Annotated in this window: 8 protein-coding genes; 4 read left to right on the top strand and 4 right to left on the bottom strand. The window is 73.4% G+C overall.

Features of this window, described 5'->3' with window-relative positions; genetic code table 11:
* The first annotated feature begins 125 nt into the window (after nucleotides 1-125).
* Nucleotides 126-3368, top strand: a complete 3243-nt coding sequence (locus ACGFIG_RS13585; protein ID WP_393002456.1) for a penicillin acylase family protein — start codon at nucleotides 126-128, stop codon at nucleotides 3366-3368.
* A 106-nt stretch (nucleotides 3369-3474) separates the two neighbouring features.
* Nucleotides 3475-4752: an MFS transporter gene (locus ACGFIG_RS13580; protein WP_393002454.1), complete on the top strand. Its 1278-nt coding sequence runs from the start codon at nucleotides 3475-3477 to the stop codon at nucleotides 4750-4752.
* A 165-nt stretch (nucleotides 4753-4917) separates the two neighbouring features.
* On the opposite strand, the gene ACGFIG_RS13575 is transcribed toward ACGFIG_RS13580, so the two are convergent.
* From ACGFIG_RS13575 to rsgA, 4 genes are all read right to left on the bottom strand, one after another.
* A complete protein-coding gene (locus ACGFIG_RS13575) occupies nucleotides 4918-5397 on the bottom strand; it encodes a Rieske (2Fe-2S) protein (protein ID WP_393002452.1) in 480 nt (159 codons plus the stop codon).
* 233 nt (nucleotides 5398-5630) lie between these two features.
* Entirely contained in the window at nucleotides 5631-8570 is a 2940-nt protein-coding gene (gene uvrA / locus ACGFIG_RS13570) for an excinuclease ABC subunit UvrA (RefSeq protein ID WP_393002450.1), read from the bottom strand.
* A gap of 214 nt (nucleotides 8571-8784) precedes the next feature.
* Nucleotides 8785-9633, bottom strand: a complete 849-nt coding sequence (locus ACGFIG_RS13565) for a hypothetical protein (RefSeq protein ID WP_393002448.1) — start codon at nucleotides 9631-9633, stop codon at nucleotides 8785-8787.
* Between the two features lie 156 nt (nucleotides 9634-9789).
* Nucleotides 9790-10842 carry a ribosome small subunit-dependent GTPase A gene (gene rsgA / locus ACGFIG_RS13560; RefSeq protein ID WP_393002446.1) on the bottom strand — a complete coding sequence of 351 codons (1053 nt, stop codon included), beginning with the start codon at nucleotides 10840-10842 and terminating at the stop codon, nucleotides 9790-9792.
* Between the two features lie 174 nt (nucleotides 10843-11016).
* Between rsgA and ACGFIG_RS13555 the strand changes: the two genes are divergently transcribed.
* Both ACGFIG_RS13555 and ACGFIG_RS13550 read left to right on the top strand, forming a co-directional pair.
* Nucleotides 11017-11733 (top strand): maleylpyruvate isomerase family mycothiol-dependent enzyme, encoded by a 717-nt coding sequence (locus ACGFIG_RS13555; RefSeq protein ID WP_393002444.1) that lies wholly within the window; start codon nucleotides 11017-11019, stop codon nucleotides 11731-11733.
* Nucleotides 11734-11741: 8 nt separating this feature from the next.
* Nucleotides 11742-12395 carry an MBL fold metallo-hydrolase gene (locus tag ACGFIG_RS13550; RefSeq protein ID WP_393002442.1) on the top strand — a complete coding sequence of 218 codons (654 nt, stop codon included), beginning with the start codon at nucleotides 11742-11744 and terminating at the stop codon, nucleotides 12393-12395.
* Nucleotides 12396-12523: the final 128 nt, after the last annotated feature.

Genomic DNA, 12523 nt, shown 5'->3' with positions numbered 1-12523 from the left:
TCCCGGACGACGCCACGATCGACGCCTTCCAATACCGCGTCGCTCCACATACGATTCGACAACTGAATGTTCTTCACGATCGGCCCCCGTCCCACGTCCTGATCCCCACCCCTCGGAGGATCACCATGTCCCGTCCCCGTCCCGCGCGCCGGCTGCTGGCCGGCGCGACCGCCGCCGTCGGCGTCGCGGCCCTGCTCGTCGCCGTCCCCACACCGCCCGTCGCGACCGGTGCTCCGGCCGCCACCGCCGTCACGACCACCTCCTTCGCCGCCAACGACTACTGCCTCGGCGAGTGCGCCGACATCGTGCCGCCCGGCCAGAACGGCAACGCCACCCTCGTCGAGATCCTCGCCCACCAGACCCTCGGCACGAAGCCCCGGCACTCCGCCGACCAGCTCGGCCGCTACGCCGACCTCGTCTACGGCTACGCCGGGCTACGCGAGGACCAGATCGGCAGCTTCTTCAACGACGCCTCCTTCGGTGTCCCGGCCGGGCAGGTCGAGCGCGACTACTCCCCCCGCTCCGACGTGCGGATCGTGCGGGACAAGGCCCTCGGCATCCCACACGTCACCGGCACCACCCGGGCGGGCACCATGTACGGGGCCGGCTACGCCGGCGCCGAGGACAGGCTGTTCACCATGGACCTGCTGCGCCACGTCGGCCGCGGCACCCTCACCCCGTTCGCGGGCGGCGCGCCCGGCAACCGGGCGCTGGAGCAGAGCGTCTGGAGCAACTCGCCGTACACCGACGCGGACCTTGAGGCCCAGGTGAACGCCCTGCGCGCCAAGGGACCACGCGGCGAGCAGCTCTACGCCGACGTACGGGAGTACATCGCGGGCGTCAACGCCTACATCGGCGTGTGCATGGCCAACCGCAACTGCCCCGGCGAGTACGTGCTGACCGGGCACCTCGACGCGGTGACCAACAAGGGCGGCCCCGAGCCGTTCACGATGTCCGACCTGATCGCCATCGCCGGGGTCGTCGGCGGGCTGTTCGGCGGCGGGGGCGGCAACGAGATGCAGTCCGCGCTCGTCCGGATCGCCGCCCGCGCCAAGTACGGCCCCACCGAGGGCGACCGGGTGTGGGCGGCCTTCCGAGGCCAGAACGACCCCGAGGCGGTGCTGACCCTGCACGACGGGCAGAGCTTCCCGTACGGTGCGGCCTCCCCGGACGCCGCCAGCGTGGTGCTGCCCGACGCCGGCTCCGCCAGGCGCGAACCGATCTACACCGACCCCACCGGTTCCGCCACCGCCGCGAGCACCTCCAACCAGAGCTCGCAGCTGGCCGCCGCGCTGTCCGGGCTGACCATCGACCCGGCCCACCGGGGCATGTCCAACGCGGCCGTCGTCTCCGGCGCCCACACCACGTCCGGCCATCCCGTCGCCGTGTTCGGGCCGCAGACCGGCTACTTCGCCCCCCAACTGCTGATGGTGCAGGAGTTGCAGGGCCCCGGGATCAGCGCCCGGGGCGCCGCGTTCGCCGGCCTCAACCTCTACGTGCTGCTCGGCCGGGGCCAGGACTACGCCTGGAGCGCCACCTCGTCGACCCACGACATCACCGACACGTACGCGGTGCCGCTGTGCACCACCGACGGCAGCACGCCCACCCTCACCAGCAACCGCTACCTCTACCGCGGCCAGTGCGTGGCGATGGAGCGGCTCACCCGGACCAACCGGTGGAGCCCGACCGTCGCCGACAGCACCCCGGCCGGGTCGTACACGCTGGTGGCCTGGCGGACGAACCTCGGCCTGGTCGCCTGGCGGGGCACCGTCGGCGGCAAGCCGCACGCCTTCACCCAGCTCCGCTCGACGTACCGGCACGAGGCCGACTCCGCGATCGGCTTCCAGATGTTCAACGACCCCGCCGTGATGGGCTCCGCCGACGCCTTCATCACCTCGGCGCACAACGTCGAGTACGCGTTCAACTGGTTCTACGTCAACTCCACCCAGTCGGCGTTCTTCACCTCCGGGCTCAACCCCGTACGCGCCGCCGGGTCGAACCCGAACCTGCCCATGAAGGCCGAGCCCGCGTACGAGTGGCAGGGCTACCAGCCGGCGACGAACACCGCGACGTACGCCCCGCTGTCCGCCCACCCCCGCTCGGTGGACCAGGACTACTACGTCAACTGGAACAACAAGCAGGCCAAGGACTTCGGGGCCGCCGACGGCAACTTCAGCTTCGGCGCGGTGCACCGGGGCGACCTGCTCGACCGGCCGCTGCGGGCGGGCCTCGCCGCCGGCAAGAAGTACGACCGGGCGTCGCTGACCGAACTGGTGGAGCGTGCCGGGCTGACCGACCTGCGCGGGATCGAGGTGCTCGACGAGCTGATCCGGGTGCTGGAGAGCCAGCCCGTGACCGACTCCGCCCTGGCCGCCGAGATCAGCCGGCTGAAGGCGTGGCGGGCGGACGGCGCGCTGCGCGTGGAGACGGCCAAGGGCTCGAAGGTGTACCGGCACGCCGATGCGATCCGTACCTTCGACGCCTGGTGGCCGCTGCTGGTGCGGGGGATGTTCGCCGCGCCGCTCGGCGCGGACCTGTACCAGTCGCTGGTCAGCGCCATGCAGATCAACGAGTCCCCCTCCGGGCTTCAGCAGGGCGACGCGTCGGACGCGCCCGGCTCGGCGAACGGCGCCCAGACCCACAAGGGCTCGGCGTTCCAGTACGGCTGGTGGGGCTACGTCGACAAGGATCTGCGGGCGGTGCTCGGCGACCCGGTCTCCGGCGGCCTCGGCCGCACCCACTGCGGCGGCGGCACCCTCGCCGGCTGCCGGCAGGTCCTCCTCGACACCCTGCGCAGCGCGGCGGCGACCCCGGCCGCCCAGACCTACCCCGGCGACTCGACCTGCGCCGCCGGCGACCAGTGGTGTGCCGACGCCATCGTCCAGTCGCCGCTGGGCGGGATCACGCACGACCCGATCGCCTGGCAGAACCGACCCACCTTCCAGCAGGTCGTCTCGTTCCCCGCACGGCGCGGAGACGACCTGACCAACCTGGCCGCCGGCCGGGCGGTGACCGCGTCGAGCACCCAGCTCGGCTATCCCGCCGCCCGAGCCGTCGACGGGAACCTGGGCACCCGGTGGGCCAGCTCCCGCAACGACAACCAGACGCTCACCGTCGACCTGGGCTCCGCCCAACCGGTCGGCCGGGTCGTGGTGGCCTGGGAGGCGGCGTACGCGAGGTCGTACCGGATCGAGGTCTCCGCCGACGGGACGACCTGGCGCACGGCCTGGTCGACCACGGCCGGCGACGGCGGCACCGACGTGCTGGCCTTCCCCACCGCGACCGCCCGGTACGTGCGGCTGCACGGGCTGACCCGCGCCACCGAGTACGGCTTCTCACTGTGGGAGCTGTCCGTGTACGCCCGCTGACCGCAGCGACGGCGGCGACCCCGGCCCGGAAACCCCGTGCCCGCCCCACACGCCCTCGGCTAGCATCCGCCCCTGGCGATCCGAGGCGAGGGGGAGGCACGGGGACGTGGACGCGCACACCGCGACACGCAGCCGGGGCGCCGCCGTCCTCGTGGCGGCCCTCACCGTCGACTCGATCGGCAACGGGCTGTTCCTGCCTCTGTCGCTGGTGTACTTCCTGCGGCTGACCGACGTGCCCCTGGCGCTGCTCGGGGTGCTGCTCAGCGCGGCGACCGTGCTCACCCTGCCGGTGCCGCTGTGGGCGGGCTCGCTGGCCGACCGGCTGGGGGCGCTGCCGGTGGTGGTCGCCTCCCAGTTGCTACAGGCCGCCGGCTATCTGGCGTACGCCTGGGTGCGGGGACCGGTCGGCGTCTTCGTGGCGGCGGCGCTGGTCGCCGTCGGCGTGCGGTTCTTCTGGTCCACCGTCTTCACGGCGGTCGCCGACCACGCCGACGGCAGTCCGGGCGGCTGGACCCGCGACACCTGGTACGCGATCAGCAACGGCGCCCGCACGGCCGGCCTGGCCGTGGGGGGCCTGACCACCGGCGTGGTGGTGGCCGACGGGCGGGCGGGCACCTACCGCGCGGTGGCCTACGCGGCGGCGGCCTGCTTCGCCCTCGCCGCCGTGCTCATCGCCGCCTGCGTGCGGGTCCCGCCGCCCGCCGCCCGCCCGGCGGACTCCGGCCGGGGCGGGTACGCCGCCCTGGTCCGGGACCGGCCGTTCCTTGCCCTCATCGGCCTGAACACCGTCTTCGCCCTGAGCAGCATGATGCTCGGCCTGGCCCTGCCCACCGTGATGCTCACGGACCTGCGGGGCCCCGCGTGGCTGACCTCCGGCGTCCTGGCCGGCAACGCCTTCCTCGTCGCCCTGCTCTCCGCGCCCGTCGGCGCCCGCCTGCCGCGTCACCGCCGCACCCGCGCGGTCGCCCTGGCGGCGGCCCTGTGGACGCTCTGGGGACTCGCCATGGCCACCCTCGGCCCGGGGCGTCTCGGCGTGGTGGCCGCGTTGCTGGTCGCGGCGACGCTGCTGTTCACGGTCGCGGAGGTGGTGCACGCGCCGGCGTCCGCCGCGCTGGCCGCGGCTGCCGCACCGGTCGCCGCCCGGGGCCGGTACCTGGCGGCCTTCCAGTACTCGTTCGCCATCGCCTCGATGCTCGCGCCGGCCTTCTTCGGCACCCTGTACGAGGTCGGCACCGCCGCGCCCTGGCTGGCGCTGGCGCTGCTCAACGCCGCCGGCGTCGCCGGCATCCTGCTGCTGGAGCGGCGCCTGCCGCCGAACGCCCTGCGCGACCCGCCGCCAGCGGACCAGCGGCCGAAAGCCGGCGCGACCGCCCCGGCGGACTGACCGGCGCCAGCGCCCCGGCGGGGCAAGGGCCGGCGGGCAAGGGCCGGCGGGGCAAGGGCCGGCGACCAGGGGCCGGCGACCAGGGGCCGGGGCCGGCGACCAAGGGTTGACTCGAAGGGCCGGGGCCGGCGGCCCTCGTCCGGGTCGCCGGCCCCGCCCGGAGGGTCAGGCCAGCGAGATCTGGTCGCCGGTGACCTTGACGTTCTTCGGCGGGAGCGGCTTGGTGGCCGGGCCGCCCTTGACCGAGCCGTCCTCGATCGAGAACTTGCTGAAGTGGCAGGTGCAGTTGATGGTGCCGCCGTCGACGTTCGTCACCGGGCAGCCCTGGTGGGTGCAGATCGAGTCGAACGCCTTGAACTCGCCCTCGCGGGGTTGGGTGATGACCACACCCTGGGCGGGATAGACGGTGCCGCCGCCGACCGGGATGTCGGCCGTACGGGCCAGCGACTGCGCGCCCTGGCGGTCGCCGCCGCCGGCGTCACCGGTGCTGGGCACCGGCGGGCCGCCGCTGGTCGGGGCCCCGGCGTCGCCGGAGTCGTCGCTGCCGCAGGCGCCCAGGACCACCGCCGCGCCGACGGCGCCCGCGCCCGTGAGGAGGGCGCGTCGCGTCCTCGCCGGCCCGGTCAGCTCCTGATCGTCACTCATGCCTCGCCCTTCTCTCGGCTGCCGCTGCCTGGTCGTGATCTGCGGCGACACTCGGTTACACGGATCACTCTGCCCGACGGTTCACCCGACCGGCGACCGCGGGCCGCCCCGGCAGGCCCACGGCCCACCCGGCGGCCCCGGTCGGCGGTTCTCTCTCCCGCGCGGTGGTGCGGTTCCCGTCCGCGTACGGGCTGCGCGTCGAGCGGGTGGCGTCCAGCGCGCGGCGGGTGTCGTCAGCGGGCCCCGGCCGGCACCTTCCGGGCGCGGGACCTGGCGCCGTTGGCCTTGGCCGCCCGGGAGGTAGCCGCCGCCGCACCCTTCGCCTCGCCGCCGAGCTTGAGCACCTGCCGCAGGAACTGCCCGGTGTGGCTCTCGGGCACCTCGGCGACCTCCTCGGGGGTGCCGGTGGCGAGCACCGTGCCGCCCCGGTGACCGCCCTCGGGGCCCATGTCGATCAGCCAGTCGGCGGACTTGATCACGTCGAGGTTGTGCTCGATGGTGATCACCGTGTTGCCCTTGTCGACCAGCCCTTCGAGCACCATCAGCAGCTTGCGGATGTCCTCGAAGTGCAGGCCGGTGGTCGGCTCGTCGAGGACGTAGACCGTCCGCCCGGTCGAGCGCTTCTGCAGCTCGGAGGCGAGCTTGACCCGCTGCGCCTCGCCGCCGGAGAGCGTGGGCGCGGGCTGGCCGAGCCGGACGTAGCCGAGGCCGACGTCGACCAGCGTCTTGAGGTGCCGGTGGATGGCCGGGATGGCGGAGAAGAACTCGGCCGCCTCCTCGATCGGCATCTCCAGCACGTCGGAGACGGTCTTGCCCTTGTAGTGCACCTCCAGGGTCTCCCGGTTGTAGCGGGCGCCCTTGCAGACCTCGCACGGCACGTACACGTCGGGCAGGAAGTTCATCTCGATCTTGATCGTGCCGTCGCCGGAGCACGCCTCGCAGCGACCGCCCTTGACGTTGAACGAGAACCGGCCGGGGCCGTACCCCCGGACCTTGGCCTCCGTGGTCTCGGCGAAGAGCTTGCGGACGTGGTCCCAGACCCCGGTGTAGGTGGCCGGGTTGGAGCGCGGCGTACGCCCGATCGGCGACTGGTCGACGCCGACCACCTTGTCGACGTTCTCCAGGCCGGAGACCCTGGTGTGCCGGCCGGGGACCAGCCGGGCCCCGTTGATCTGGTTGGCCAGCACCGCGTAGAGGATGTCGTTGACCAGCGTGGACTTGCCGGAGCCGCTGACCCCGGTGACGGCGATGAGCTGGCCGAGCGGGAACGACACGGTCAGGTTGCGCAGGTTGTGCTCGCGGGCGCCGTGCACCACCAGCTCGCGGCCCGGCGTCTGCGGGCGGCGCCCCCCGGGGATCGGGATCGACCGGCGACCCGACAGATAGGCCCCGGTGATCGACTCCGGGTTCTCCAGCAGCGCCGGCACGGAACCGCTGTGCACGATCTCGCCGCCGTGCTCGCCCGCGCCCGGGCCGATGTCGACGATCCAGTCGGCGGTGCGGATGGTGTCCTCGTCGTGCTCGACCACGATCAGCGTGTTGCCCAGGCCGCGCAGCCGGACCAGGGTCTCGATCAGGCGGTGGTTGTCGCGCTGGTGCAGCCCGATCGACGGCTCGTCGAGGACGTAGAGCACGCCGACCAGGCCGGAGCCGATCTGGGTGGCCAGCCGGATGCGCTGCGCCTCGCCGCCGGAGAGGGTACCGGCCGGGCGGTCCAGGGAGAGATAGTCGAGACCGACGTCGAGCAGGAACTTCAGCCGGGCGTTGATCTCCTTCAGCACCCGCTCGGCGATCATCTTCTGCCGGTCGGTCAGCTCGATGCCGGCGAGCAGGTCGGCGGCCTCGCCGACGGACAGGTTGCAGACCTCGGCGATGCTCCTGCCGGCCAGGGTGACCGCGAGCACCTCGGGCTTGAGCCGGGCGCCACCGCAGGCCGCGCAGGGCACGTCGCGCATGTAGCCCTCGTACTTCTCCCGCGACCACTCCGACTCCGTGTCGGTGTGCCGGCGCTCGATCCACTGCACCACGCCCTCGAAGCCGGTGTAGTAGGAGCGTTCACGGCCGAACTTGTTGCGGTAGCGCACGTGCACCTGGTCGTCGGAGCCGTGCAGGATCGTCTTCTGCGCCCGCGACGGCAGGGCCCGCCAGGGCGTGTCGACGTCGAAGTGCTCGGCCGCGCCGAGAGCCTCCAGCAGGCGCAGGAAGTATTCCAGGTTGTGCCCGGTCGACCAGGGCTGGATCGCGCCCTCGCGCAGGGTGCGCTCGGGGTCGGGGACGACCAGCTCGGGGTCGACCTCCTTCTTGGTGCCCAGGCCGGTGCACTCGGGGCACGCGCCGTAGGGCGCGTTGAAGGAGAAGACCCGGGGCTCCAGGTCCTCGATCGCGAGCGGGTGGTCGTTGGGGCAGGCCAGGTGCTCGGAGTAGCGCCGCTCGCGCTCCGGATCGTCCTCCGGCAGGTCGACGAAGTCGAGCAGGACCAGGCCGTTGGACAGGCCCAGGGCCGCCTCGACGGAGTCGGTCAGCCGCTGCTTGGCGCTCGGCTTGACCGTGAGGCGGTCGATCACCACCTCGATGGTGTGCTTCTCCTGCTTCTTCAGCTTGGGCGGCTCGGTCAGCGGGTGCACCACGCCGTCGACCCGGGCGCGGGCGTAGCCCTTCGCCTGGAGCTCGGCGAAGAGGTCGACGTATTCGCCCTTGCGGCCGCGCACCACGGGCGCGAGCACCATGAACCGGGTGCCCTCGGCCATCGCGAGGACCCGGTCGACGATCTGCTGCGGGGTCTGCCGGGAGATCCGCTCGCCGCAGACCGGGCAGTGCGGCTCGCCGATGCGGGCGAAGAGCAGCCGGAGGTAGTCGTAGACCTCGGTGATGGTGCCCACCGTCGAGCGCGGGTTGCGCGAGGTCGACTTCTGGTCGATGGAGACCGCCGGGCTCAGGCCCTCGATGAAGTCGACGTCCGGCTTGTCCATCTGGCCGAGGAACTGCCGGGCGTACGACGACAGCGACTCCACGTAGCGGCGCTGCCCCTCGGCGAAGATCGTGTCGAAGGCCAGGCTCGACTTGCCCGACCCCGAGAGCCCCGTGAACACGATCAGGGCGTCCCGGGGCAGGTCGAGACTGACGTCACGCAGGTTGTGCTCGCGCGCGCCACGGATGATCAGTCGGTCGGCCACTGTCCGAGTACTCCAGGGTTGACGAGGATGAGGTGATCTGTCCCGCTCTGATGGCACCCTGAGCGGTCGAGTCAGCGCAGGAAAGCGCCCCGGCAACTCTAGCTCCGGGCTACGACACTTTCCCGCGCCGACTCGTCGCCCCAGCTCAAGCCCGCCACGATCAGCCTCGACGGGTCGACCTCCGGCCCCTCCCGCGGTGCCCCTGGTCGGCCGCCTACGGGTTGTCGGTCACCTCGAAACCCGCACCGTAGACGTCGGCGGGGTCGGCGGCGTCGCGGGCCCGCAGGTCGGCCAGGATGTTGGCCGAGCTGGTGTACGCGTACTGCGGCACGCCCAGGATGATCGCCTTGGTGATCCCGGCCCACGGCCCCTCGGCCTGGAACCCGTTCTGCTCCGACGGGTAGGCACTGCCCGGCACGTGCCAGATCGCCGGCCCGCCCGAGTCACCCGCCGCGTGCCTGGCCCAGCACTGGTAGACGCCTCTGCTGTTGTTGGTGATCCGCCCGTACCAGACGCCGAGCTGCCCCGACACCACGAGCTCGTTGTTGTTCAACAGCGCGGCCCCGAGCAGCCGCTCGTTGTCGAGTGCCGGGCTGAGGGCGTTCGGGCTGACGGCACCGCCCGGAACCTCCAGCTCACCCGTCTGCCGCAGGTGCGGTCCCTGCGCCGACGGCGTCACCCCCGGCACGAGCTCGATGACCATGTAGTCCTTGGTCAGATGGCCGGTCATCGAGCCCTCGGGGTCCTTGAAGTAGCGCACGTACCCGATCGGGCCGAACGCGACGTCCTGCCGGTGGTAGACGGGGGCGATGTTCTCGTGGATCTCCCGGTCGGCGTACTGGGGGCCGGTGACGCAGTGGCCTGCCGAGATGGCGATCTCACGCCCGTAGTCGTCCTCGCCGACCGCGCCGATGGTGCAGAAGGCGTCGAGGTTCGACGTGCTGAAGACGATCTGCATCGCGTTGTGGACGCGCTTCTCCGCCTGCGCCTGGGCCGCCCCCGGGCCCGACGCTCCGGCGAGCAGCAGCCCTGCGAGGAGGGCCCCCAACCATCGTGTACGCATGTGGCTCCCATTCCACGGGAAGGGACACAACCCTTCGATGGGCACCAATGTCTCACAACATACGTACTGCTGCCGTCCCGGACATCAGGGGCAACAGCCGCGCCGCCGCGCGGGACAGCGCTGCCGCCCGGGACAGCGCTGCCGCCGCCCGGGACGTCAGGGGCGGGCGGTGGGTCGCCGCCCGCGCCGCCAACCGCCACGCCGCTGCGCGGCCAGCCGGACCTCCCGCCGCCGGCTCTCGAAGGCCAGCTCCCGCTGGAGCTTGCGCCAGCTCTCCCAGCGCCGCACCGGCAGTTCGCCGCTCTCCAGCGCGTCGCGCACCGCGCAGGCGGGCTCCCCGTCGTGCCCGCAGTCGGCGTACCGGCAGCCGAGGGCCAGCTCGGCGATGTCCGCGAACGCCCGGTCCAGGCCCGCCGAGCCGTCCAGCAGGCCGACGGCCCGTACGCCCGGGGTGTCCAGCACCGCGCCGCCGCCCGGCACCGGCAGCAGCGCCCGCCACGTGGTGGTGTGCCGGCCCTTGCCGTCGACGCGCCGGATCGCCTGGGTGGGCATCAGCGCCGCCCCGGCCAGCGCGTTGACCAGGCTCGACTTGCCGGCGCCGGACGGGCCGAGCAGGCCGAGCGTGCGGCCAGGCGCCACCTCGGCGCGCAGCGGGTCGAGCCCGGTGCCGTGCTCGGCGCTGACGGCCAGCACGGGCACCCCCGGGGCCACCCCGGCGAGCTGACGCGCGACGGCCCGCGGGTCGGCCGCCAGGTCGGCCTTGGTGAGCACGACCAGCGGCCGGGCGCCGGACTCGTGCGCCAGGGAGAGCAGCCGTTCGATCCGGCCGACGTCCGGCTCGGGGTGCACCGGTTCCACCACTGCGGCGGCGTCGAGGTTGGCGGCCAGCACCTGGCCGCTGGCGTCCTTGCCGGCGGTGCGCCGGACGAGGGCGGTGCGCCTCGGCAGCACCGCCTCCACGGTGACGTTGCGGTCGGGCCAGGTGCCCAGCAGCACCCAGTCGCCCGCGCAGGGCAGCAGGGTCAGGTCGCGCGCGGCGGCGGCCAGGACCGCCCCGCCCAGGGTGGCGCGGACCGGGCCGTCCGCGCAGAGCACGGTGCAGACACCGCGGTCCACCCGGGCCACCCGGCCGGGACGGTGGCCGCCGCGTCGTGGTACGTGTGCCGCCCGCTCGGCGTCCCAGCCGAGGGCGGTCAGGTCGATGGTCATGGCATCCTCATCGGTGTCGGAGCGGTTGACGCACGCGTGCTGCTGCTACCGGCATGGTCACCACCTCCCCCGCCGTTCCGGTGCCGCGTTCGACGCCGACGGTAGGACGCGCCGCGACGCGCCGAAAGCGATTTCCCCGGCGACGCCGGGCCACCCGGCGGATAGGGTCGGTGGGTGACCACGGATCCGCTCCTGCTGACGGGCGAGGTGGACGCGGCCACGGACCGTCTGCTGCGGACCGCGGCCACCTTCGACGGCACCGACCTCGCCGCCGCGTCGCTGTTGGCGGGCTGGAGCCGGGGGCACGTCCTGGCCCATCTGGCCCGCAACGCCGACGGCTTCGTCAACCTGCTCACCTCGGCGCGCACCGGCGAGGCGATCCCGATGTACGCCTCCGCGGCGGCCCGCGACGCCGACATCGAGGCCGGCGCGCCCCGCCCGCCCGAGGCCCACCTCGACGACCTGCGCCGTTCGGCCGACCGGTTCGCCGAGGCGGTCGCCGCCATGCCGGTCGAGGCGTGGGCGGCCACCGTCCAGACGCGGCGCGGCCCCTGGCCGGCGGCCATGCTGGTGTGGGGCCGGCTGCGCGAGATCGAGGTGCACCACGTGGACCTCGACGCCGGCTACCGCCCGGCCGACTGGCCCGAGGCGTTCGGTCACCGGCTGCTGCACGAGGTGGCCGGCGACCTCGCCGGCCGCGCCGACGTGCCGCCGATGGTGCTGCGCTTCGACGGCAGCCGGCACGAACTGGTCGTCGGCGAGCGGGCCAGCGCGCCCACGGTCACCGGCGCCGCCCCCGAACTCGCCGCCTGGCTGATCGGCCGCAGCCCCGGCACCGTGTTGACCGTCACCCCCGACGGTCCCCTGCCGCAACCACCGGAATGGATATAGACGACCTCATGACCTACAGCGGAGACGTCACGCCCGGCGGCACGCCGGCCGTACGCGAGCTCGACCAGCTCACCATCACCAAGGTGTCGGTGGGCCCGATGGACAACAACGCCTACCTGCTGCGCTGCCGGGCGACCGGCGAGCAGGTGCTGATCGACGCCGCCAACGAGGCGTCCCGGCTGCTCGAACTGGTGGGCGACGCGGGGCTGACCACGGTGGTCACCACCCACCAGCACATGGACCACTGGGTGGCGCTGGAGGAGGTCGTCGCCAAGACGGGCGCCCGCCCGCTGGTGCACGCCGACGACGCGGCCGGGCTGCCCATCGAGGCCGAGACGCTCGCCGACGGCGACACCGTGGCGGTGGGCGGGTGCGCGCTGGAGGTCATCCACGTCAAGGGCCACACCCCCGGCTCGATCGCGCTGCTCTACCGCGACCCCGCGGGCACGCCGCACCTGTTCACCGGCGACAGCCTGTTCCCCGGCGGGGTCGGCAACACCGACAAGGACCCGGAGCGGTTCGCCGCGCTCATCGACGACGTCGAGCACAAGCTCTTCGACCGGCTGCCCGACGAGACCTGGTTCTACCCGGGTCACGGCAAGGACGGCACGCTCGGCGCGGAGCGCCCCGCGCTGCCCCAGTGGCGCGCCCGGGGCTGGTGAACCCAGTGGGGCCGGACGCGATCCGCGCCCGGCCCCACTCCCCCGTCGGCCCCCGTTCCCCCCGTCGGCCTCCGCGGCCCCGTCGATCCCCCGATCCCCGGGCTCTCCCCCGTCTTTGCTCCCCCCGG

The organism is Micromonospora sp. NPDC049048 (genome assembly GCF_043197615.1).
GTDB lineage: Bacteria > Actinomycetota > Actinomycetes > Mycobacteriales > Micromonosporaceae > Micromonospora.
This window is presented reverse-complemented; position numbering and strand designations above follow the sequence as displayed.

Bases quoted from the DNA above. Each gene is read 5' to 3' on its own strand.
- ACGFIG_RS13585 (WP_393002456.1), top strand. From the start codon at position 126: ATGTCCCGTCCCCGTCCCGCGCGCCGGCTGCTGGCCGGCGCGACCGCC.
- rsgA (WP_393002446.1), bottom strand. From the start codon at position 10,842: ATGACCATCGACCTGACCGCCCTCGGCTGGGACGCCGAGCGGGCGGCA.
- ACGFIG_RS13575 (WP_393002452.1), bottom strand. From the start codon at position 5,397: ATGAGTGACGATCAGGAGCTGACCGGGCCGGCGAGGACGCGACGCGCC.
- ACGFIG_RS13565 (WP_393002448.1), bottom strand. From the start codon at position 9,633: ATGCGTACACGATGGTTGGGGGCCCTCCTCGCAGGGCTGCTGCTCGCC.
- ACGFIG_RS13550 (WP_393002442.1), top strand. From the start codon at position 11,742: ATGACCTACAGCGGAGACGTCACGCCCGGCGGCACGCCGGCCGTACGC.